The sequence below is a fragment of the Enterobacter sp. ECC-019 genome, assembly GCF_043974075.1.
GTDB classification, from domain to species: Bacteria; Pseudomonadota; Gammaproteobacteria; order Enterobacterales; family Enterobacteriaceae; genus Enterobacter; species Enterobacter asburiae_D.
Genome location: NZ_CP143759.1, coordinates 845,904 through 866,527 on the forward strand (window position 1 = coordinate 845,904; position 20,624 = coordinate 866,527).

The following is a 20,624-nucleotide window of genomic DNA, read 5'->3' on the forward strand; positions in this document are numbered from 1 at the left end:
CTAACTCCGACGGGAGCAAATCCGTGAAAGATTTATTAAAGTTTCTGAAAGCGCAGACTAAAACCGAAGAGTTTGATGCGATCAAAATTGCTCTGGCTTCGCCAGACATGATCCGTTCATGGTCTTTCGGTGAAGTTAAAAAGCCGGAAACCATCAACTACCGTACGTTCAAACCTGAGCGTGACGGCCTTTTCTGTGCGCGTATTTTCGGGCCAGTAAAAGATTACGAGTGCCTGTGCGGTAAGTACAAGCGCCTGAAACACCGTGGTGTGATCTGTGAGAAGTGCGGCGTTGAAGTGACCCAGACCAAAGTGCGTCGTGAGCGCATGGGCCACATCGAGCTGGCGTCTCCGACCGCTCATATCTGGTTCCTGAAATCTCTGCCGTCCCGTATCGGTCTGCTGCTGGATATGCCGCTGCGCGATATCGAACGCGTTCTGTACTTCGAATCTTATGTGGTTATCGAAGGCGGGATGACGAACCTGGAACGTCATCAGATCCTGACTGAAGAGCAGTATCTGGACGCGCTGGAAGAGTTCGGTGACGAATTCGACGCGAAGATGGGTGCGGAAGCTATTCAGGCCCTGCTGAAGAGCATGGATCTGGAGCAAGAGTGCGAGCAGCTGCGTGAAGAGCTGAACGAAACCAACTCCGAAACCAAACGTAAAAAGCTGACCAAGCGTATCAAACTGCTGGAAGCGTTCGTTCAGTCTGGTAACAAACCAGAGTGGATGATCCTGACCGTTCTGCCGGTTCTGCCGCCAGATCTGCGTCCACTGGTTCCGCTGGATGGTGGTCGTTTCGCAACGTCCGATCTGAACGATCTGTATCGTCGCGTTATCAACCGTAATAACCGTCTGAAACGTCTGCTGGATCTGGCTGCGCCGGACATCATCGTACGCAACGAAAAACGTATGCTGCAGGAAGCGGTAGATGCCCTGCTGGATAACGGTCGTCGCGGTCGTGCGATCACCGGTTCTAACAAACGTCCTCTGAAATCTTTGGCCGACATGATCAAAGGTAAACAGGGTCGTTTCCGTCAGAACCTGCTCGGTAAGCGTGTTGACTACTCCGGTCGTTCTGTAATCACCGTAGGTCCATACCTGCGTCTGCATCAGTGCGGTCTGCCGAAGAAAATGGCACTGGAGCTGTTCAAACCGTTCATCTACGGCAAGCTGGAACTGCGTGGCCTCGCCACCACCATCAAAGCCGCTAAGAAAATGGTTGAGCGTGAAGAAGCTGTCGTTTGGGATATCCTGGACGAAGTTATCCGCGAACACCCGGTACTGCTGAACCGTGCACCAACCCTGCACCGTTTGGGTATCCAGGCATTTGAGCCAGTTCTGATCGAAGGTAAAGCTATCCAGCTGCACCCGCTGGTTTGTGCGGCATATAACGCCGACTTCGATGGTGACCAGATGGCTGTTCACGTACCGCTGACGCTGGAAGCCCAGCTCGAAGCGCGTGCGCTGATGATGTCTACCAACAACATCCTGTCCCCAGCGAACGGTGAACCAATTATCGTTCCTTCTCAGGACGTTGTATTGGGTCTGTACTACATGACCCGCGACTGTGTTAACGCCAAAGGCGAAGGCATGGTGCTGACTGGCCCGAAAGAAGCTGAGCGTATTTATCGCGCTGGCCTGGCCTCTCTGCATGCGCGCGTTAAAGTGCGTATCACCGAATACGAAAAAGATGAAAACGGCGAATTCGTTGCGAAAACCAGCCTGAAAGACACGACCGTTGGCCGTGCCATTCTGTGGATGATCGTACCGAAAGGTCTGCCTTTCTCCATCGTCAACCAGGCGCTGGGCAAGAAAGCGATCTCCAAAATGCTGAACACCTGTTACCGCATTCTGGGTCTGAAGCCGACCGTTATCTTCGCTGACCAGACAATGTATACCGGCTTTGCTTATGCAGCGCGTTCAGGTGCATCTGTTGGTATCGATGACATGGTCATCCCAGAGAAGAAACACGAGATCATCTCTGAAGCGGAAGCCGAAGTCGCTGAGATCCAGGAGCAGTTCCAGTCTGGTCTGGTTACCGCGGGCGAACGCTATAACAAAGTTATCGATATCTGGGCAGCGGCGAACGATCGTGTATCCAAAGCGATGATGGATAACCTGCAGACCGAAACCGTGATTAACCGTGACGGCGTAGAAGAGCAGCAGGTTTCCTTCAACAGCATCTACATGATGGCCGACTCCGGTGCGCGTGGTTCCGCAGCACAGATTCGTCAGCTGGCAGGTATGCGTGGTCTGATGGCGAAGCCAGATGGCTCCATCATCGAAACGCCAATCACCGCGAACTTCCGTGAAGGTCTGAACGTACTCCAGTACTTCATCTCCACGCACGGTGCTCGTAAAGGTCTGGCGGATACCGCACTGAAAACAGCGAACTCCGGTTATCTGACGCGTCGTCTGGTTGACGTTGCCCAGGATCTGGTTGTGACCGAAGACGATTGTGGCACCCTCGAAGGTATCACCATGACCCCGGTTATCGAGGGTGGTGATGTTAAAGAGCCACTGCGCGATCGCGTTCTGGGTCGTGTGACCGCGGAAGACATTCTGAAGCCGGGTACTGCAGATATTCTGGTTCCACGCAACACGCTGCTGCACGAGCACTGGTGTGACCTGCTGGAAGCGAACTCTGTTGACTCCGTGAAAGTACGTTCCGTTGTATCCTGTGACACCGACTTTGGTGTATGTGCGCACTGCTACGGTCGTGACCTGGCGCGTGGCCACATCATCAACAAAGGTGAAGCAATCGGCGTTATCGCGGCACAGTCCATCGGTGAGCCGGGTACACAGCTGACGATGCGTACGTTCCACATCGGTGGTGCGGCATCTCGTGCGGCTGCTGAATCCAGCATCCAGGTGAAAAACAAAGGTAGCATCAAGCTCAGCAACGCGAAGTCTGTTGTTAACTCCGCAGGCAAGCTGGTTGTGACCTCTCGTAACACCGAGCTGAAGCTGATCGACGAATTCGGTCGTACCAAAGAGAGCTATAAAGTGCCTTACGGTGCGGTTATGGCGAAAGGTGATGGCGAGCAGGTTGCCGGCGGTGAAACCGTTGCAAACTGGGATCCACACACCATGCCGGTTATCACCGAAGTAAGTGGTTTCATCCGCTTCACTGACATGATCGACGGCCAGACCATTACTCGTCAGACCGACGAGCTGACCGGTCTGTCTTCTCTGGTGGTTCTGGATTCTGCTGAACGTACTACCGGTGGTAAAGATCTGCGTCCTGCACTGAAAATCGTTGATGCTCAGGGTAACGACGTTCTGATCCCTGGTACCGACATGCCTGCGCAGTACTTCCTGCCGGGTAAAGCGATCGTTCAGCTGGAAGATGGCATTCAGATCGGTGCGGGTGATGCTCTGGCGCGTATTCCACAGGAATCCAGCGGTACCAAGGACATCACCGGTGGTCTGCCACGCGTTGCGGATCTGTTCGAAGCACGTCGTCCGAAAGAGCCTGCAATCCTGGCTGAAATCAGCGGTATCATCTCCTTCGGTAAAGAGACCAAAGGGAAACGCCGTCTGGTTATCACTCCAGTAGATGGCAGCGAACCGTACGAAGAGATGATTCCTAAGTGGCGTCAGCTCAACGTGTTCGAAGGTGAACGTGTAGAACGTGGTGACGTGGTTTCCGATGGTCCAGAAGCTCCGCACGACATTCTGCGTCTTCGTGGCGTCCACGCGGTAACGCGTTACATCACCAACGAAGTGCAGGACGTTTACCGTCTGCAGGGCGTTAAGATTAACGATAAGCACATCGAAGTTATCGTTCGTCAGATGCTGCGTAAAGCAACCATCGAAAACGCAGGCAGCTCCGAGTTCCTGGAAGGCGAGCAGGTTGAATACTCACGCGTCAAGATTGCTAACCGCGATCTGGAAGCGAACGGCAAAATCGGTGCGACCTTCGCGCGCGATCTGCTGGGTATCACCAAAGCGTCTCTGGCAACCGAGTCCTTCATCTCTGCTGCATCGTTCCAGGAAACGACTCGTGTCCTGACCGAAGCCGCTGTTGCTGGTAAGCGTGATGAACTGCGCGGTCTGAAAGAGAACGTTATCGTGGGTCGTCTGATCCCGGCTGGTACCGGTTATGCGTACCATCAGGATCGTATGCGTCGTCGTGCTGCGGGCGAACTGCCAGCTGCACCGCAGGTGACTGCTGAAGATGCATCCGCGAGCCTGGCAGAACTGCTGAACGCAGGTCTGGGCGGTTCCGACAACGAGTAATCGTTGATGCCCGGTGATGAACATTACCGGGCATGTGCCTCGTAGGTCGGGTAAGCGCAGCGCCACCCGACAATAAAAAACCCGCCGAGGCGGGTTTTTTTACATCTGTACGTTATCAGTTTACCAACGGGATCCGACGATAAAGCTCAATCATATCGCCCGCCAGATCCTGAATGACCATCGCGTTCATCAGGTGATCCTGAGAGTGGACGGTGATCAGGTTAACCGGAAGCTTCCCGGTCCCTTCATCAAGACCAATAAGCTGAGTCTGGATCGTGTGCGCATGCTTCACATATTCGCGCGACTCTTCCATCGCTTTTTCTGCTTCGTCAAACTCACCTTTACGCGCCATCTGTAACGCCGTCAGGGCCGCACTGCGCGCCGCGCCTGCATTGACCAGCAGTTCCATTATCGTGGTTTCTAAGTCTTCCATTATGACTCCAGAAGTTTGAGCGCTTTTTCCAGTACGGCATCGCCTTTCATCATGCCGTAATCCATCATGTCGATCACCGCGACCTTTTTACCCAACGGGTCGGCCTGCGCCTGAAGTTTGGCCTGCTCGTATTTAACCTGTGGCCCCAGCAATACGATGTCGGCCGTCGCGATGTTGTCTTTAAACTCCGCAACCGGAACGGCTTTAATGGTGACTTCAACCCCTTTTTTCTGCGCGGCGTCTTTCATACGTTGAACCAGCATGCTGGTTGACATTCCCGCTGCACAGCATAAAACGATGTTCTTCATAATCAGCCTCGATCTACATGTGTTTATTGATAATTATCCCGTGCAGACTGCTTCAACAACCGGTTTACCGCGATTGTGTGTCAGGCATCACAAAGAAACCGGCGATTTTCTGAAACCGGTTACAATTTTGCGTTGTCGGGTACCCGGCCCGTCGAAACGGGCAGGGGTGAAAGAGGGAGGATTAGCTGATGGACGTTCGGTTAATGCGGTTTTTGCCCTGTTGTTTGGCGCTGTAGAGGGCGTTATCAACGCTTCCGACAAATTGATCCAGCGGTTCAAAATGCCACTCCCCAAGACCGCCGCTGAACGTAACCCGCAGGTTTTCTTCTCGCCAGACGCGTTTTTCAACAGCGGTACGCCACGCTTCCAGTAATGAGAGCGCAGACGTCATCTGCTCAGTCTGGAAAATTACCGCAAACTCTTCTCCACCGTACCGGTAAAGCGAGACGTGATGTGGCTGCATGATCTGGATCCCTTCGCGGGCCACGTTGCGCAGAACGATATCACCGGTCAGGTGGCCCAGCGTGTCGTTAATCGACTTGAAGTTATCAATGTCCACCAGCGCCAGTGCGAAAGGCTGATGGGTATTCAGCAGCTCCGCAATATCGCTATCGAATGCGCGGCGGTTTTTACAGCCCGTCAGCGCATCGTGAGTGGCCTGGCGGACATAGGCCATCTCACGCTCTTTATTGGACTGGATAGTGTGGCTCAGCATCGCCTCCAGCCGCGGCGCCTCGCTGACGTCGCCGGTTTTGATGGCATTGATAATGTGCATCAGCACGCTACGCGAGGCGTGGCGGAGGTATAAGCCGAAGAGGATGATGATGATGGCCGCCAGCGCAAACCCCCAGCCAACAATCGTCGTTTCGTGGCGGGTGATATCGGTGAGCGTCTCGCCAGAGACCCGGTAAATGACAAACCAGTCCGGATTGGTAAACGAGTAGTAGTAATACCAGGCGTTGTTTTTCTTGTCATAAAGGTGGCCTTCGCCGCTGGTCATTTTGTCCATCAGCGCTTCGCTCACGTACTGTTTGAAGAGCGCGCCGGTATCCGGGTGAAGCACAACGGCGCCGTCGCGTTCGACGACAAAGAATTCCCCCTGAACGGGCGCCACCATCTGGCGCAGGGTGTAGCCCATTGACGTCAAATCGAGATGAAACGCGATCGTTCCCTTCAGTCTGCCTTCCGGTGAAATCAATGGCTTATAGACTGTGACCGTCGGATGGCCGGTGAAATAGTCCATGTAGGGGCGAGTATAATGGCTGAAGATACTGGCTTCGGCCTGAGCGACAAACCACGGCCGCGTCCGGGGATCGAAGGTTTTACTCTTCTCCGTGGGGAGTACTTCCGGTGCGCGAAGATAATGCCCCTGCGTGTCAGCCAGCGAGATGGAGGAGACGGTCGGCATCAGGTTCTGCAAATGCATCACCATCTGCAGCCCTTGCGTCGGGTTGACGTTGAGCGTCTCGTTTAGCCTGTCGTTACGCGAAAAGTACATCGCGGCACGACCAAGAATATAGTCGTTTTCACGCAGGATCGACTCGGTATAGTTCACCGCCAGGTTGTGCGTGAAATTGCTATTAATCTTGTGATAATCCTCAACAAAATCCTTTCGTTGCGAAAGCGTCACCGCGACCGCGATCACCACAAAACTGCAGATGATCCCCGCGAAGCTAAGCATGATTGGCCGGGTAAAAGAGAGCTTTTTGCTGTGAAGTGCCATGAGCTGTGCATCGTTCCTGATGGTGAATACTTTTCGTCTGCCGATATCCTCTCAGCATAGTCGCTGTCCTGCTGCTAGCGGTGAATTATACGGCACACGATTTCTGACGGAATGATTTATCTTAAGAACCATTAAGAAAATGCTTATTCAACTGGCTGGGGCCGTTTGTGCAATGAACCAGAGGCAGGGCGAAACGAGGAAGAAGCTTTTCGCCCTGGTCAGCATCCGTTGCTGACCGTGTGACAATAAAAAACCGGACGATCGCTGACAATCATCCGGTTTTGCCTTTTCGTAGCGCCTCGACAATTTTTTATGGTGTTGCAGTGCGTTTCAACGTCATTGCGAGGTTCTTCCCAGCCAGCTGTCCCAGTCTTTCCAGACAGGCTGAAGTCCCTGCGCCGTCAGGGCTGCGGCGACCGCTTCCGGACGTCGTCCGTCATGCGGCACAAACTGTTCGAGCTCAGGATGATCGTCGGCGTAGCCGCCAGGTTGCGTTTTGGAAAACGCGCTGACGTTGTTAATCGCAAGCGGGATAACGCGATCGCGAAACGCCGGGGACTCACGCGTTGAGAGCGATAATTCCACTTCCGGGGCGAGCAGGCGAAATGCGCAGATGGTCTGCACCAACTGGCGTTCATCCATTAGCGAGGCCGGTTCAATCCCGCCCGCGCAAGGTCTCAGGCGCGGGAAGGAGATGGAATAACGGCTCTGCCAGTAGTGCTGCTGAAGCCATAGCAAATGTTCCGCCACCATATAACAATCCACCCGCCAGCTGTCAGAGAGACCGATCAGCGCGCCCAGACCGATTTTGTCGATGCCCGCGCGACCCAGCCTGTCCGGCGTTTCCAGCCGGAAAAAGAAATCCTGTTTCTTGCCTTTGAGATGGTGCCGGGCGTACGTCGCCTCGTGGTAGGTTTCCTGGTAGACCATGACCCCGTCCAGCCCGAGGGTTTTGAGCTCCGCGTACTCCTCCTGCGCCAGGGGCTGCACTTCCATCTGCAATGACGCAAACTGACGCCGAATGGCGGGAAGGTGGTGACGGAAATAGTCCATTCCCACTTTTCCCTGATGTTCGCCCGTGACCAGCAGAAGATGTTCAAAACCCATTTCACGAATGGCCGCACACTCACGGGCAATCTCACCTTCATCAAGCGTTTTACGCTTGATGCGGTTGCTCATGGAGAAGCCGCAGTAGGTGCAGTCATTGGCGCACAGGTTTGAGAGATAGAGCGGCACGTAGAAGCTCACCGTGTTGCCAAAACGCTGGCGGGTGAGCCGCTGTGCTCGCTGGGCCATCGGTTCGAGGTACGCGCTGGCCGCCGGGGAGAGCAGAGCCATCAGATCCTCGCGGGTCAGATGGCGGGCATTCAGCGCGCGCTCCACGTCAGCCGCCGTTTTGCTGTTGATGCGCAGGGCAATGTCGTCCCAGCTAAGCTGCCGCCAGCGCTCGGTAAACGTGCTCATGAGATCGCCTCCAGAAAACCGGTCAGCGGGCTGGTGGCCTGGGCCTGGAAACTGCGCGAGCCGGGGCCGGACTCCCTTGCCAGCAGGCCAGCCTCTACGGCCATGCGGAACGCACGCGCCATCATGACCGGATCGTCGGCAACCGCGATGGCCGTGTTGACCAGCACTGCGTCAGCGCCCATCTCCAGCGCCTGCGCGGCATGGCTGGGCACGCCAATGCCCGCGTCAACCACCACCGGCACGGTAGCCTGCTCAATAATGATTTCCAGCATCGCGCGGGTTTCCAGCCCCTGGTTGGAGCCAATGGGTGCTCCCAGCGGCATGACGGCGGCGCAGCCGACCTCTTCCAGCCGTTTGCACAGGACAGGGTCAGCGCCGCAGTAAGGCAGGACGGTAAACCCTTGCTGCACCAGCTTTTCAGCCGCTTTCAGCGTTTCGATAGGGTCGGGCAGCAGCCAGCGGGCGTCAGGATGAATTTCCAGCTTCAGCCAGCGGGTGCCGAGCGCCTCGCGGGCCAGCTGCGCGGCAAAAATTGCCTCTTCGGCCGTTTTGGCACCCGAGGTGTTGGGCAGCAGCGTGACGCCAGCCTCCAGTAAAGGCGCCAGAATGGCATCGCTGTGATGACGCAGATCCACGCGCTTGAGCGCCAGCGTCACCAGCTGGCTGCCGCTTTCGCGAATGGCATCCACCATCAGCTGCGGCGAGGCGAATTTTCCGGTTCCGGTAAACAGATGTGAATCAAAGACTTTATCGGCAATACGTAACATCTCAGCCCCCTGCGATAACCTGAAACAGCAGGATCTGGTCGCCATCATTGACCTGCTGATGTTCCCACTGCTCGCGCGGCAGGATCTGTTGATTGAGCGCCAGCGCCGTTCCCGGCTTCAGCTGACGCAGCTTGTCGAGCAAGACCGCAACGGTGAGCCCGTCTTCGCATCTCATCGGCTCATCGTTAAACAGAATGCGCATCGCGACCTCCGCATACCGGGCAGCGGCTGGCGCGGTGTAACGCCAGATGGCGCCAGCCGCTGGAGCGGGCATCAAACAGCCGCAGCGTATTGCGTTCCGTCTCCATGCCGCTGAGCAGCTTGATGGCTTCCAGCGCCTGCATTGTGCCCATTACCCCGACCACCGGACCAAGAATGCCCGCCGTACGGCAGTTGCGCGCTGGCTCTGCATCATCCGGCCACAGGCAGCGATAGCAGCCCTGCGACCACGGCGGGGTCAGGACCATCATCTGCCCGCCGAAACCCACCGCGCTGGCAGTGATAAGCGGCGTATTATTTGCCACACAGGCGGCGTTAATCGCCTGGCGCGTCGCCATGTTGTCCGTGCAGTCCAGCACTACGTCGGCAAGGGCGACCTCATGGCGCAGGTTGTCACCGCTGAGCCGATCCTCCAGGGCAATCAGCTCGATATCCGGGTTGAGCTGGTTCAGACGCTGTCGGGTGATTTTCGCTTTCGGCTGGTTGATATCCTCGGTGGTAAAGAGGATTTGTCGCTGCAGGTTGCTGAGGTGAACCTCGTCGTCGTCGGCCAGCACCAGCGTACCGATACCTGCACCTGCCAGATAAAGCGCGGCGGGCGCGCCTAATCCGCCCAGACCGACAATCAGCACCCGGCTGGCGAGCAGTTTTTGCTGTCCGTCGATGGCGATATCTTCCAGCAGGATCTGACGGCTGTAGCGCATAAAATCACGATCGTTCATCACCCGCTCCTGCCAGCTGTAACAGCTGTTCGGTGGCGAGCCGCCAGTCTGCGGCCTGGGTGATGGCGCTGACGACGGCGATACTGCCGACGCCGGTCTCCAGCACCGCCGGGGCACGTTCAAGGCTGATTCCGCCAATGGCGACAGTAGGGTAATCGGCAAGGCGTTTAACGTGGCTCGCCAGCTGCGTCAGACCCTGCGGTGCGGAGGGCATCTGCTTGGTTTGCGTCGGGAAGACGTGACCGAGTGCGATGTAAGAGGGGCGGGCCGCCAGGGCCACGTCGATCTCCATGTCATCGTGTGTTGAAACGCCAAGACGCAACCCGGCTTCACGGATAGCGCTCAGATCCGTTGTTTCCAGGTCCTCCTGGCCCAGATGCACGCCGTAAGCCTGGTGCTTAACGGCCAGCCGCCAGTAGTCGTTGATAAACAGGCGGGCGTTATGCCGACGCCCAAGCGCGATGGCGGCAACCACATCGGCTTCCACCTCGTCATCGCGTTTATCCTTGATGCGTAGCTGGATCGTTCGAACACCGGCCTCCAGCAGGTGTTGGATCCACCCCACGCTGTCCACCACCGGATAGAGGCCTAAACGGTAGGGAACGGGCGGGAAATCGGGCTGGTACATTACGCCTCCTCTTTTTTGAGGTAGATTTCGCCACCTTTGGCGCGGAAGGTCTCAGACATGTCCGCCATACCCACTTCAATGGTTTGCGCCGCGGCGTAGTCGCGCACCTCCTGGCTGATTTTCATCGAGCAGAATTTTGGCCCGCACATGGAGCAGAAGTGTGCGACTTTGCCCGACTCCTGCGGCAGGGTCTCGTCGTGATAGGCGCGGGCGGTGAACGGGTCCAGCGCCAGGTTGAACTGATCTTCCCAGCGGAATTCAAAGCGCGCCTTCGACATGGCGTTATCGCGAATTTGCGCGCCCGGGTGGCCTTTGGCCAGATCCGCCGCGTGGGCGGCAATTTTGTAGGTGATCAGCCCCTGCTTCACGTCCTCTTTGTTTGGCAGGCCGAGGTGCTCTTTCGGCGTCACGTAGCAGAGCATGGCACAGCCGAACCAGCCGATCATCGCCGCCCCAATGCCTGACGTGAAGTGGTCATAGCCCGGCGCAATATCGGTGGTCAACGGCCCCAGGGTATAGAACGGCGCTTCGTGACAGTGCTCCAGCTCTTCGGTCATGTTGCGGCGGATCATCTGCATCGGCACGTGTCCCGGACCTTCAATCATCACCTGCACGTCATACTCCCAGGCGATTTTGGTCAGTTCGCCCAGGGTGTGCAGCTCGGCAAACTGCGCTTCGTCATTCGCGTCGCGAATAGAGCCCGGACGCAGGCCGTCGCCCAGCGACAGAGAGACATCGTACGCGGCGCAGATTTCGCAAATTTCGCGGAAGTGCTCGTAGAGGAAGTTTTCCTGATGATGGGACAGGCACCACTTCGCCATGATGGAACCGCCGCGCGAGACGATGCCGGTCAGACGCTTCGCCGTCATCGGCACGTAGCGCAGCAGCACGCCAGCGTGAATAGTGAAGTAGTCCACACCCTGTTCAGCCTGCTCCAGCAGCGTGTCGCGGAACGCTTCCCAGGTGAGGTCTTCGGCAATGCCGTTGACCTTCTCCAGCGCCTGATAAATCGGGACGGTGCCAATCGGTACCGGGCTGTTACGCAGGATCCATTCGCGGGTTTCGTGAATATAGCGTCCAGTGGAGAGGTCCATTACCGTGTCCGCACCCCAGCGCGTGGACCAGACCAGCTTTTCCACCTCTTCTTCGATGGAGGAGGTGACGGCCGAGTTACCGATGTTCGCGTTGACCTTCACCAGGAAGTTGCGGCCGATAATCATCGGCTCGGATTCCGGGTGGTTGATGTTGGCGGGGATAATCGCGCGGCCTGCGGCCACTTCGTCACGCACAAACTCCGGCGTGATGTTCTCCGGCAGACGAGCGCCAAAGCCTTCACCCGGATGCTGATAGCGCAGCACTTCGCTGCGGATGCGCTCGCGGCCCATGTTTTCGCGGATGGCGATGAACTCCATCTCCGGCGTGACGATGCCCTGGCGCGCGTAGTGCAGCTGGGTCACGCATTTGCCCGCCTTAGCGCGTTTTGGCGTCAGCAGACCGGTAAAGCGCAGCTCGTCCAGACCGTCGTCGGCCAGGCGCTCTTTGGTGTAGGCTGAGCTTTGCTCGTTTAGCGCTTCGCTATCATCACGCGCCTCAATCCACGGCTGGCGCAGCTTAGCCAGACCCTGCTGGACGTTGATGGCAACATCAGGGTCACCGTATGGGCCGGAGGTGTCATACACCGGCACGGCTTCGTTGTCTTCATACTGGGGGTTATCTTTGCTGCCGCCGATAAGCGTCGGGCTGAGCTGAATTTCGCGCATTGGGACGCGGATATCGGCCTGCGAGCCGGAAATGTAGATGCGTTTCGAGTTCGGGAAAGCGGTGCCTTCCAGCGTGTCGATGAAGTGTTGGGCCTGTGCGCGCTGTTCGCGGCGGGTCAGTTTTGCAGTAGACATAGCTCATTCCAAAAGTGAAGGACATGGCTTGTCAGACGACGGATGAAGCAAGAGAGGATCGCCCTCAGGCGATACAACAGCAGTGTGACTCTTGTTCCCTTCGCAGGTATTAGCCTGATCAGGTTCCGCGGATCCCGAATTAACGGTCTCAGCCCGCGCTTTCAGGCGCTGGGCACTCCGACAAGAAAAATTCCCCTCGTGAGAGGGGAGAATGGTTGTAAATTACTCGTTAACGATGAAGAACTCAAGCAGGGCGCGCGACGTTCTCTTCGTTACTGATGTTCACATCATTGTCCAGCACGAGGGCGATCAGCTTATCTTCCAGCGTGAATCGCTCTTCCAGCGCTTCACCGAGATCGGATAGCGCCCGCTGGAACTCAAGATAGTTATCGTGATCGATGGCGTTCTCGAGCGCGGAATCATAGTAATCCATGATCTGCTGGGTATTAGCTTCCAGCAGCGGATAGAGCTTGCTGGCCGCTAAATACGGTGTTGTCCCTTCCATTTCGCGGATAATGCGTTCATAAATATTGAAATGGCCGTCGGACAGATAGTCGACCAGGCCCTGACAAAAATCATCCAGCGCTTTTTCATTCAGTCGCATAAACGATTCTTTGCCAGGCTTAATACCGACCAGATTGTAATAAGCCACGAGTAGATGCTTGCGCACATGTAGCCAGCGATCCACCAGTTTGTTACTTCCTCTAACGCGCTCAGTCAGGCTTTCCAGCTGGTTTAACATGGTCGACTCCGCAAAATGTAGGATTGAATCTGCTTATCCAGAATGTAACCACAATGCTAACAACATGTCAGTGAAGCGAAGGTAGTGCAATAGATATGGATCGTATTATTGAAAAATCAGATCTTGGTTGGTGGATCGTCAGTCACGAACAAAAATTATGGCTTCCTGCCGGGGAAATTCCCTATGGCGCAGCTGAGGCGTTCGATCTCGTTGGCCAGCCAGCGCTACAGATCGGCGAGTGGCAGGGTGAGCCCGTGTGGTTGATCCAACAGCCCCGCCGCCTGGATATGGGATCTGTGCGCCAGGTGCTGGATCTGGACGTGGGGCTGTTCCAGCTGGCGGGGCGCGGCGTGCAGCTGGCCGAGTTTTACCGCTCGCATAAATACTGCGGCTACTGCGGTCATACCATGCGCCCGAGCAAAACCGAATGGGCGATGCTCTGCAACCACTGCCGCGAACGCTACTATCCGCAGATTGCGCCGTGCATCATCGTCGCTATCCGCCGGGAGGATTCCATCCTGCTGGCGCAGCATACCCGCCATCGCAACGGCATTCACACCGTGCTGGCCGGCTTCGTCGAAGTGGGGGAAACGCTGGAGCAGGCGGTGGCGCGCGAGGTGATGGAGGAGAGCGGAATCAAAGTGAAGAACCTGCGCTACGTCACCTCCCAGCCGTGGCCGTTCCCGCAGTCGCTGATGACGGCATTTATGGCCGAATACGACAGCGGCGAGATCGTTATCGACCATAAAGAGCTACTGGACGCGAACTGGTATCGCTACGACGATTTACCGCTGTTACCTCCGCCGGGTACCGTGGCGCGTCGGCTGATAGAAGATACCGTGGCGATGTGTCGGGCCGAGTATGAGTAGTGTTACACTGAGGCCATGACGCTTAAGGAACTGCAAAAATGACCGAACTGAAGAACGATCGTTATCTGCGTGCGCTGCTGCGCCAGCCCGTTGATGTCACCCCGGTGTGGATGATGCGCCAGGCGGGACGCTATCTGCCAGAGTACAAAGCCACGCGCGCGCAGGCGGGCGATTTTATGTCGCTGTGCAAAAACGCCGAACTGGCCTGCGAAGTGACGCTCCAGCCGCTGCGCCGCTTCCCGCTGGATGCTGCGATCCTCTTCTCGGATATTCTGACCATTCCGGATGCAATGGGCCTTGGCCTGTACTTCGAAACCGGTGAAGGTCCGCGTTTCACCTCCCCAATCCAAAGCAAAGCCGACGTGGATAAGCTGCCGATCCCCGATCCGGAAGGCGAGCTGGGCTACGTGATGAACGCCGTGCGCACCATCCGCCGCGAGCTGAAAGGTGAAGTGCCGCTGATTGGCTTCTCCGGCAGCCCGTGGACGCTGGCGACCTATATGGTGGAAGGGGGCAGCAGCAAAGCCTTCACCATGATTAAAAAGATGATGTACGCCGAGCCGCTGGCCCTGCATGCGCTGCTCGACAAGCTGGCGAAGAGCGTCACCCTCTATCTGAACGCGCAGATTAAGGCCGGTGCGCAGTCGGTGATGATTTTCGATACCTGGGGCGGCGTGCTGACCGGGCGCGATTATCAGCAGTTCTCCCTGTACTACATGCACAAAATCGTTGACGGCCTGCTGCGTGAAAACGAAGGTCGTCGCGTGCCGGTGACGCTGTTCACCAAAGGTGGCGGTCAGTGGCTGGAAGCGATGGCGGCAACCGGCTGCGACGCGCTGGGCCTCGACTGGACCACCGATATTGCTGATGCGCGCCGTCGCGTGGGCGACAAAGTGGCGCTGCAAGGCAACATGGACCCGTCCATGCTCTATGCGCCTCCTGCCCGCATTGAAGAAGAAGTGTCGACTATACTGTCTGGTTTCGGCCAGGGGGAAGGCCACGTCTTTAACCTCGGCCACGGTATTCATCAGGATGTGCCGCCAGAACACGCTGGCGTATTTGTGGAGGCGGTGCATCGGCTTTCTGCCCAGTATCACAAGTAAGGAGTGGTTATGGATCTCGCGTCGCTACGCGCTCAGCAAATCGAACTGGCTTCATCGGTGATCCGCGAGGATCGTCTGGATAAGGATCCTCCGCAGTACATTGGCGGAGCAGACGTCGGGTTCGAGCAGGGTGGGGAAGTGACGCGCGCGGCGATGGTGGTACTGAAATACCCGTCGCTTGAGCTGGTTGAGTACAAGGTAGCGCGTATCGCGACCACCATGCCGTACATTCCGGGCTTTCTCTCCTTCCGCGAATATCCCGCGCTGCTGGCAGCGTGGGAGCAACTCTCGCAAAAACCTGACCTGCTGTTTGTCGATGGACATGGTATTTCACACCCGCGCCGTTTAGGCGTTGCCAGCCACTTTGGGCTGCTGGTGGATGTGCCGACCATTGGCGTCGCCAAGAAACGCCTGTGCGGCGCGTTTGAACCTCTTTCTGCCGAGCCGGGTGCGCTGGCACCGCTTGTCCATAAAGGTGAGCAGTTAGCGTGGGTCTGGCGCAGCAAGGCACGGTGTAACCCGCTCTTTATCGCCACAGGGCACCGGGTGAGCATGGACAGCGCCCTGGCGTGGGTGCAGCGTTGCATGAAGGGCTACCGCTTGCCGGAGCCGACGCGCTGGGCAGACGCGGTGGCGTCTTCGCGTCCGGCTTTTGTTCGTTGGCAGGAAATTCAGCGATGATTCAGGTAAACTGCGCCTAATTTTCGATTCGAGAGATCATCATGCTACAAAACCCGATTCACCTGCGCCTTGAGAAAGTTGAAAGCTGGCAGCACGTGACGTTTATGGCTTGCCTGTGCGAGCGCATGTATCCCAACTATGCCGCGTTCTGTAAGGAGACGGGCTTTGGTGATGGCCATATCTACCGCCGCATTCTGGATCTGATCTGGGAAACGCTGACGGTAAAAGACGCGAAGGTGAACTTTGACTCCCAGCTGGAAAAGCTGGAAGAGGCGATTCCGGCTGCGGATGATTTTGACCTGTACGGTGTCTACCCGGCGATTGATGCCTGCGTGGCATTAAGCGAACTGCTTCACTCCCGTCTGAGCGGTGAAACGCTGGAGCACGCTATTGAAGTCAGTAAGGCATCTATTACGACCGTCGCGATGCTGGAAATGACCCAGGAAGGTCGCGAGATGACCGACGAAGAGCTGCGTGCGAACCCGGCGGTTGAGCAAGAATGGGACATTCAGTGGGAGATTTTCCGCCTGCTGGCAGAGTGTGAAGAACGCGATATTGAGCTGATCAAAGGGCTGCGCGCGGACTTACGAGAGACTGCTGAGAGCAATATTGGTATAATTTTTAACCAATGAGACAAGAAAACTTGAGATAACGCGCGTTTTGTCGCTCCTCGACTCTTCCCTTTCGCCCCTTGTCTGGTCTACATTTGGGGGGCGAAAAAAAGTGGCTATCGGTGCGTGTATGCAGGAGAGTGCTTTTTTGGCATTTTCGTCGCACTCGATGCTTAGCAAGCGATAAACACATTGAAAGGATAACTTATGAACAAGACTCAACTGATTGATGTAATTGCGGACAAGGCTGATCTGTCTAAAGTGCAGGCTAAAGCTGCTCTGGAATCTACCCTGGCTGCTATTACTGAGTCTCTGAAAGAAGGTGATGCTGTACAACTGGTTGGTTTCGGTACCTTCAAAGTGAACCACCGCGCTGAGCGTACTGGCCGCAACCCGCAGACCGGTAAAGAAATCAAAATCGCCGCAGCTAACGTGCCGGCATTTGTTTCTGGTAAAGCACTGAAAGACGCTGTTAAGTAAGACGCGTGGCAGTGAACAGTTTTAGCGAAGGGGCGGCAACGCCCCTTTTGTCTTTCTGGCGTGGAACGCTCGCGCTGGCAGGCATGCTGCTGCTGTCCGCCTGCAGCCACGACACTTCCCTGCCGCCTTTTACCGCCAGCGGTTATGCGGGCAACCAGGGCGCGGTCAGGATCTGGCGCAAAGATTCCGGCGGTGAAGTGCATCTGCTTTCTGCCTTCAGCCCGTGGCATAACGGCAATACGTCGACGGCGGAATATCGCTGGCAGGGAGATGACCTGTCGCTGATTGAACTGAACGTCTACAGCAAGACCCCCGAACACGTGAAAGTGCGTTTTGACGACCATGGCGAGCTGAGCTTTATGCAGCGTGAAGTCAGCGGTCAAAAACAGCAGCTTTCCAGCGATCAAATCGCCCTCTACCGTTATCGTGCCGAACAAATCCGCCAGACCAGCGATGCGCTTCGCCTGGGCCGCGTTGTGCTGCGCCAGGGGCGCTGGCATGCCGATGGGACGGTGACCACCTGCGAAGGGCAGACGGTCAAGCCTGAGCTCGAATCCTGGGCAACAGAACACATTCAACGCCGTCAGCGTCATTCATCAATGGAGGTGAGTGTGGCGTGGCTGGAAGCGCCGGAAGGCTCCCAACTGCTGCTGGTGGCGAACGAAGACTTCTGCACCTGGCAGCCGACAGAGAAGAGTTTTTGATTTAAGTCCCCTCTCCCTTGAGGGAGAGGGTTAGGGTGAGGGGTAAATTACTCCCCCTGCTCACGCGCAATCGCGCGATAACCGATATCCTGACGGCTAAAGCTGCCGTTCCAGTGAATATCCGCCATCAGCGCATAGGCGCGTTTCTGCGCTTCTGCCACGGTATGGCCCAGCGCGGTTGCGCACAGCACGCGTCCGCCGTTGGTGAGGACGCGATCGTCGTCAGCCAGCTTCGTACCCGCATGGAATACCTTCGCACCGTCAATTTCTTCCAGCGGCAGGCCGTGGATTTCATCCCCGGTGTTGTAGTTGCCCGGATAACCACCTGCAGCAATCACCACGCCCAGAGACGCACGCTCGTCCCACTCTGAGGTTTTCTCGTCGAGCTTGCCTTCGCAGGCTGCCAGACACAGTTCCACCAGATCGGATTTCATGCGCAGCATGATGGGCTGCGTTTCCGGATCGCCAAAGCGGCAGTTGAATTCGATAACCTTAGGGTTACCCTGCTTATCGATCATCAGACCTGCGTAAAGGAAACCGGTATAGGTGTTGCCTTCCGCCGCCATCCCTTTCACGGTTGGCCAAATGACGCGATCCATGGTGCGCTGGTGTACTTCATCAGTCACTACCGGAGCAGGGGAGTAGGCACCCATCCCGCCGGTATTCGGGCCGGTATCGCCGTTGCCCACGCGCTTGTGGTCCTGGCTGGTGGCCATCGGCAGAACGTGCTCGCCGTCGACCATCACGATAAAGCTCGCCTCTTCACCGTCGAGGAACTCTTCGATCACGATGCGGTGGCCCGCGTCGCCAAAGGCGTTGCCCGCCAGCATATCCTGAACCGCGGCTTCTGCTTCTTCGAGGGTCATCGCCACGATCACGCCTTTACCGGCGGCCAGACCGTCGGCCTTGATAACAATCGGCGCGCCTTTTTCACGTAAATAGGCCAGGGCTGGCTCTACTTCGGTGAAGTTCTGATATTCCGCCGTCGGGATGTTATGACGCGCGAGGAAATCTTTGGTGAAGGCTTTAGAGCCTTCCAGCTGCGCAGCGCCTTCCGTTGGCCCGAAGATGGTCAGGCCCGCCGCGCGAAATGCATCAACGACGCCAATCACCAGCGGCGCTTCCGGGCCGACGATGGTCAGGTCGATTTTCTCGCTCTGGGCAAAGCTCAGCAGCGCCGGAATATCGGTTACGCCAATGGCGACGTTCTGTAGAGTCGGCTCCAGGGCGGTACCGGCGTTGCCCGGCGCCACGAAGACCGTTTTCACCAGCGGAGACTGCGCCGCTTTCCACGCCAGAGCGTGCTCGCGTCCGCCGTTACCAATTACTAATACTTTCATTTTCAGCTCCGGGAATTAATGGCGGAAGTGGCGCATGTCGGTGAAGATCATCGCAATGCCGTGTTCGTCGGCGGCGGCAATCACTTCGTCGTCGCGGATTGAGCCGCCAGGCTGGATCACGCAGGTGATCCCTACAGCGGCTGCCGCGTCGATACCGTCACGGAACGGGAAGAAGGCGTCAGAAGCCATGGCGGAGCCTTTTACTTCCAGACCTTCATCGCCTGCTTTAATACCCGCGATTTTCGCGGAGTAGACGCGGCTCATCTGGCCGGCACCTATTCCGATGGTCATGTTCTCTTTCGCGTAGACGATGGCGTTGGATTTGACGAACTTGGCGACCTTCCAGCAGAACAGCGCGTCACGCAGTTCCTGTTCGCTCGGCTGACGTTTGGTTACCACGCGCAGGTCGGCTTCTGGCACCATACCCAGATCGCGGTCCTGAACCAGCAGACCGCCGTTCACGCGCTTGAAGTCCAGGCCCGGCACGCGTTGTGCCCACTGGCCGCATACCAGCACGCGCACGTTCTGTTTTGCCGCAGTGATTTTCAACGCCTCTTCAGATGCGGATGGCGCGATGATCACTTCAACAAACTGGCGGGAGATGATGGCCTGAGCCGTTTCAGCATCCAGCTCGCGGTTAAAGGCGATAATGCCGCCGAACGCAGAGGTCGGGTCGGTTTTGTAGGCGCGATCGTAGGCATCCAGAATAGAGGTGCTCACGGCAACGCCGCATGGGTTCGCATGCTTGACGATAACGCAGGCTGGCTCGCTGAACTCTTTCACACATTCCAGCGCGGCATCGGTGTCAGCAATGTTGTTATAGGAGAGGGCTTTGCCCTGAACCTGCTGGGCAGTCGCAACAGAGGCTTCTTTCACCTCTTCTTCTATATAGAAGGCAGCCTGCTGGTGGCTGTTCTCGCCGTAGCGCATATCCTGCTTCTTAATGAAGTTCAGGTTCAGGGTGCGCGGGAAGCGGCCAGAAGGATCTTTGCTTTCACCGTGGTAGGCTGGCACCAGGCTTCCGAAGTAGTTGGCGATCATGCTGTCGTACGCGGCGGTGTGTTCGAAGGCTTTGATGGCGAGGTCGAAACGCGTTGCAAGCGTCAGTGACCCTTCGTTGGCATCCATCTCATTAATAATGGTTTCGTAATCACTGCTCTTTACGACGATGGCCACATCTTTATGGTTCTTGGCCGCGGAGCGCACCATGGTTGGGCCGCCAATATCAATATTCTCTACGGCATCTTCCAGAGAACAGCCTTCGCGGGCAACGGTCTGGGCAAACGGGTAGAGGTTAACAACCACCATGTCGATTGGCGCGATGTCATGCTGCTCCATAATGGCGTCGTCCTGACCGCGACGGCCAAGAATACCGCCGTGCACTTTCGGGTGCAGGGTTTTGACGCGTCCATCCATCATTTCCGGGAAACCGGTGTAATCGGACACTTCGGTTACCGGCAGACCTTTATCTGCTAACAGGCGAGCGGTACCGCCTGTGGAAAGCAGCTCCACACCGCGTGCGGAAAGTGCCTGAGCGAATTCGACGATACCGGCTTTATCAGAAACACTGAGCAGAGCACGGCGGACTGGACGACGTTGTTGCATGGTAAATCCCCTGGATTTCACGATTACAGAGAGCGTTAGATGAATTTTCCTGCGAAAAACTCATCTAACACACCTGACGGGGC

Annotated in this window: 19 protein-coding genes and 1 riboswitch; of the genes, 7 read left to right on the forward strand and 12 right to left on the reverse strand. The window is 56.7% G+C overall.

Annotation, left to right across the window (positions count from 1 at the left end; translation table 11 throughout):
• Window positions 1–23 precede the first annotated feature (23 nt).
• Complete coding sequence (gene rpoC, locus V1566_RS03945; protein WP_395305121.1) at window positions 24–4,247, forward strand: DNA-directed RNA polymerase subunit beta'; 4,224 nt, start codon at window positions 24–26, stop codon at window positions 4,245–4,247.
• Window positions 4,248–4,362: 115 nt separating this feature from the next.
• Here rpoC and V1566_RS03950 read toward each other — a convergent pair whose 3' ends face one another.
• The 10 genes from V1566_RS03950 to rsd all read right to left on the reverse strand — a co-directional run bounded on the left by V1566_RS03950 (window position 4,363) and on the right by rsd (window position 13,148).
• On the reverse strand, window positions 4,363–4,680 hold the full coding sequence (locus V1566_RS03950) for a PTS lactose/cellobiose transporter subunit IIA (protein WP_008503455.1): 318 nt from the start codon (window positions 4,678–4,680) through the stop codon (window positions 4,363–4,365).
• Entirely contained in the window at window positions 4,680–4,988 is a 309-nt protein-coding gene (locus V1566_RS03955) for a PTS sugar transporter subunit IIB (protein WP_010425948.1), read from the reverse strand. The genes V1566_RS03950 and V1566_RS03955 overlap by 1 nt, the downstream gene beginning before the upstream one ends.
• A gap of 181 nt (window positions 4,989–5,169) precedes the next feature.
• A complete protein-coding gene (locus V1566_RS03960; protein ID WP_395305122.1) occupies window positions 5,170–6,711 on the reverse strand; it encodes a diguanylate cyclase domain-containing protein in 1,542 nt (513 codons plus the stop codon).
• A 336-nt stretch (window positions 6,712–7,047) separates the two neighbouring features.
• Window positions 7,048–8,175 carry a 2-iminoacetate synthase ThiH gene (gene thiH / locus V1566_RS03965; RefSeq protein ID WP_121425957.1) on the reverse strand — a complete coding sequence of 376 codons (1,128 nt, stop codon included), beginning with the start codon at window positions 8,173–8,175 and terminating at the stop codon, window positions 7,048–7,050.
• On the reverse strand, window positions 8,172–8,942 hold the full coding sequence (gene thiG, locus V1566_RS03970; protein WP_023334103.1) for a thiazole synthase: 771 nt from the start codon (window positions 8,940–8,942) through the stop codon (window positions 8,172–8,174). The genes thiH and thiG overlap by 4 nt, the downstream gene beginning before the upstream one ends.
• A gap of 1 nt (window position 8,943) precedes the next feature.
• Window positions 8,944–9,144: a sulfur carrier protein ThiS gene (gene thiS, locus V1566_RS03975; RefSeq protein WP_024908257.1), complete on the reverse strand. Its 201-nt coding sequence runs from the start codon at window positions 9,142–9,144 to the stop codon at window positions 8,944–8,946.
• Complete coding sequence (locus tag V1566_RS03980) at window positions 9,128–9,883, reverse strand: HesA/MoeB/ThiF family protein (RefSeq protein ID WP_395305123.1); 756 nt, start codon at window positions 9,881–9,883, stop codon at window positions 9,128–9,130. The genes thiS and V1566_RS03980 overlap by 17 nt, the downstream gene beginning before the upstream one ends.
• The gene (gene thiE / locus V1566_RS03985; RefSeq protein ID WP_395305124.1) at window positions 9,870–10,511 is read right to left on the reverse strand and encodes a thiamine phosphate synthase; all 642 of its coding nucleotides are present in this window, start codon (window positions 10,509–10,511) and stop codon (window positions 9,870–9,872) included. Before thiE ends, V1566_RS03980 begins: the two co-directional genes overlap by 14 nt.
• The gene (gene thiC, locus V1566_RS03990; RefSeq protein ID WP_395305125.1) at window positions 10,511–12,406 is read right to left on the reverse strand and encodes a phosphomethylpyrimidine synthase ThiC; all 1,896 of its coding nucleotides are present in this window, start codon (window positions 12,404–12,406) and stop codon (window positions 10,511–10,513) included. The genes thiE and thiC overlap by 1 nt, the downstream gene beginning before the upstream one ends.
• Window positions 12,407–12,484: 78 nt before the next feature.
• A riboswitch (TPP riboswitch) is annotated at window positions 12,485–12,596 on the reverse strand.
• 54 nt (window positions 12,597–12,650) lie between these two features.
• Window positions 12,651–13,148, reverse strand: a complete 498-nt coding sequence (gene rsd, locus V1566_RS03995; RefSeq protein ID WP_395305126.1) for a sigma D regulator — start codon at window positions 13,146–13,148, stop codon at window positions 12,651–12,653.
• A 95-nt stretch (window positions 13,149–13,243) separates the two neighbouring features.
• On the opposite strand from rsd, the gene nudC reads away from it, so the two are divergent.
• The 6 genes from nudC (at window position 13,244) to V1566_RS04025 (ending at window position 17,596) form a co-directional block, all read left to right on the forward strand.
• On the forward strand, window positions 13,244–14,017 hold the full coding sequence (nudC, locus tag V1566_RS04000) for an NAD(+) diphosphatase (protein ID WP_395305127.1): 774 nt from the start codon (window positions 13,244–13,246) through the stop codon (window positions 14,015–14,017).
• A 38-nt stretch (window positions 14,018–14,055) separates the two neighbouring features.
• Window positions 14,056–15,120 (forward strand): uroporphyrinogen decarboxylase, encoded by a 1,065-nt coding sequence (gene hemE / locus V1566_RS04005; protein WP_395305128.1) that lies wholly within the window; start codon window positions 14,056–14,058, stop codon window positions 15,118–15,120.
• A 9-nt stretch (window positions 15,121–15,129) separates the two neighbouring features.
• Window positions 15,130–15,801 carry a deoxyribonuclease V gene (nfi, locus tag V1566_RS04010; protein WP_063145605.1) on the forward strand — a complete coding sequence of 224 codons (672 nt, stop codon included), beginning with the start codon at window positions 15,130–15,132 and terminating at the stop codon, window positions 15,799–15,801.
• A 41-nt stretch (window positions 15,802–15,842) separates the two neighbouring features.
• Window positions 15,843–16,433, forward strand: coding sequence for a YjaG family protein (locus tag V1566_RS04015; RefSeq protein ID WP_395305129.1), 591 nt, complete (start codon window positions 15,843–15,845; stop codon window positions 16,431–16,433).
• A gap of 186 nt (window positions 16,434–16,619) precedes the next feature.
• Window positions 16,620–16,892 carry a nucleoid-associated protein HU-alpha gene (gene hupA / locus V1566_RS04020; protein ID WP_002445246.1) on the forward strand — a complete coding sequence of 91 codons (273 nt, stop codon included), beginning with the start codon at window positions 16,620–16,622 and terminating at the stop codon, window positions 16,890–16,892.
• Window positions 16,893–16,903: 11 nt separating this feature from the next.
• Complete coding sequence (locus tag V1566_RS04025) at window positions 16,904–17,596, forward strand: DUF1481 domain-containing protein (protein ID WP_395305952.1); 693 nt, start codon at window positions 16,904–16,906, stop codon at window positions 17,594–17,596.
• A 47-nt stretch (window positions 17,597–17,643) separates the two neighbouring features.
• On the opposite strand, the gene purD is transcribed toward V1566_RS04025, so the two are convergent.
• The gene (gene purD / locus V1566_RS04030; RefSeq protein ID WP_395305130.1) at window positions 17,644–18,936 is read right to left on the reverse strand and encodes a phosphoribosylamine--glycine ligase; all 1,293 of its coding nucleotides are present in this window, start codon (window positions 18,934–18,936) and stop codon (window positions 17,644–17,646) included.
• 15 nt (window positions 18,937–18,951) lie between these two features.
• Window positions 18,952–20,541: a bifunctional phosphoribosylaminoimidazolecarboxamide formyltransferase/IMP cyclohydrolase gene (gene purH / locus V1566_RS04035; RefSeq protein WP_395305131.1), complete on the reverse strand. Its 1,590-nt coding sequence runs from the start codon at window positions 20,539–20,541 to the stop codon at window positions 18,952–18,954.
• Window positions 20,542–20,624 lie beyond the last annotated feature (83 nt).

Excerpts from the sequence above, each read along its gene's own strand:
- V1566_RS03950 (WP_008503455.1), bottom strand. The coding sequence starts at position 4,680 with ATGGAAGACTTAGAAACCACGATAATGGAACTGCTGGTCAATGCAGGC.
- V1566_RS03955 (WP_010425948.1), bottom strand. The coding sequence starts at position 4,988 with ATGAAGAACATCGTTTTATGCTGTGCAGCGGGAATGTCAACCAGCATG.
- V1566_RS03960 (WP_395305122.1), bottom strand. The coding sequence starts at position 6,711 with ATGGCACTTCACAGCAAAAAGCTCTCTTTTACCCGGCCAATCATGCTT.
- thiH (WP_121425957.1), bottom strand. The coding sequence starts at position 8,175 with ATGAGCACGTTTACCGAGCGCTGGCGGCAGCTTAGCTGGGACGACATT.
- thiG (WP_023334103.1), bottom strand. The coding sequence starts at position 8,942 with ATGTTACGTATTGCCGATAAAGTCTTTGATTCACATCTGTTTACCGGA.
- thiS (WP_024908257.1), bottom strand. The coding sequence starts at position 9,144 with ATGCGCATTCTGTTTAACGATGAGCCGATGAGATGCGAAGACGGGCTC.
- V1566_RS03980 (WP_395305123.1), bottom strand. The coding sequence starts at position 9,883 with ATGAACGATCGTGATTTTATGCGCTACAGCCGTCAGATCCTGCTGGAA.
- thiE (WP_395305124.1), bottom strand. The coding sequence starts at position 10,511 with ATGTACCAGCCCGATTTCCCGCCCGTTCCCTACCGTTTAGGCCTCTAT.
- thiC (WP_395305125.1), bottom strand. The coding sequence starts at position 12,406 with ATGTCTACTGCAAAACTGACCCGCCGCGAACAGCGCGCACAGGCCCAA.
- rsd (WP_395305126.1), bottom strand. The coding sequence starts at position 13,148 with ATGTTAAACCAGCTGGAAAGCCTGACTGAGCGCGTTAGAGGAAGTAAC.
- nudC (WP_395305127.1), top strand. The coding sequence starts at position 13,244 with ATGGATCGTATTATTGAAAAATCAGATCTTGGTTGGTGGATCGTCAGT.
- hemE (WP_395305128.1), top strand. The coding sequence starts at position 14,056 with ATGACCGAACTGAAGAACGATCGTTATCTGCGTGCGCTGCTGCGCCAG.
- nfi (WP_063145605.1), top strand. The coding sequence starts at position 15,130 with ATGGATCTCGCGTCGCTACGCGCTCAGCAAATCGAACTGGCTTCATCG.
- V1566_RS04015 (WP_395305129.1), top strand. The coding sequence starts at position 15,843 with ATGCTACAAAACCCGATTCACCTGCGCCTTGAGAAAGTTGAAAGCTGG.
- hupA (WP_002445246.1), top strand. The coding sequence starts at position 16,620 with ATGAACAAGACTCAACTGATTGATGTAATTGCGGACAAGGCTGATCTG.
- purD (WP_395305130.1), bottom strand. The coding sequence starts at position 18,936 with ATGAAAGTATTAGTAATTGGTAACGGCGGACGCGAGCACGCTCTGGCG.
- purH (WP_395305131.1), bottom strand. The coding sequence starts at position 20,541 with ATGCAACAACGTCGTCCAGTCCGCCGTGCTCTGCTCAGTGTTTCTGAT.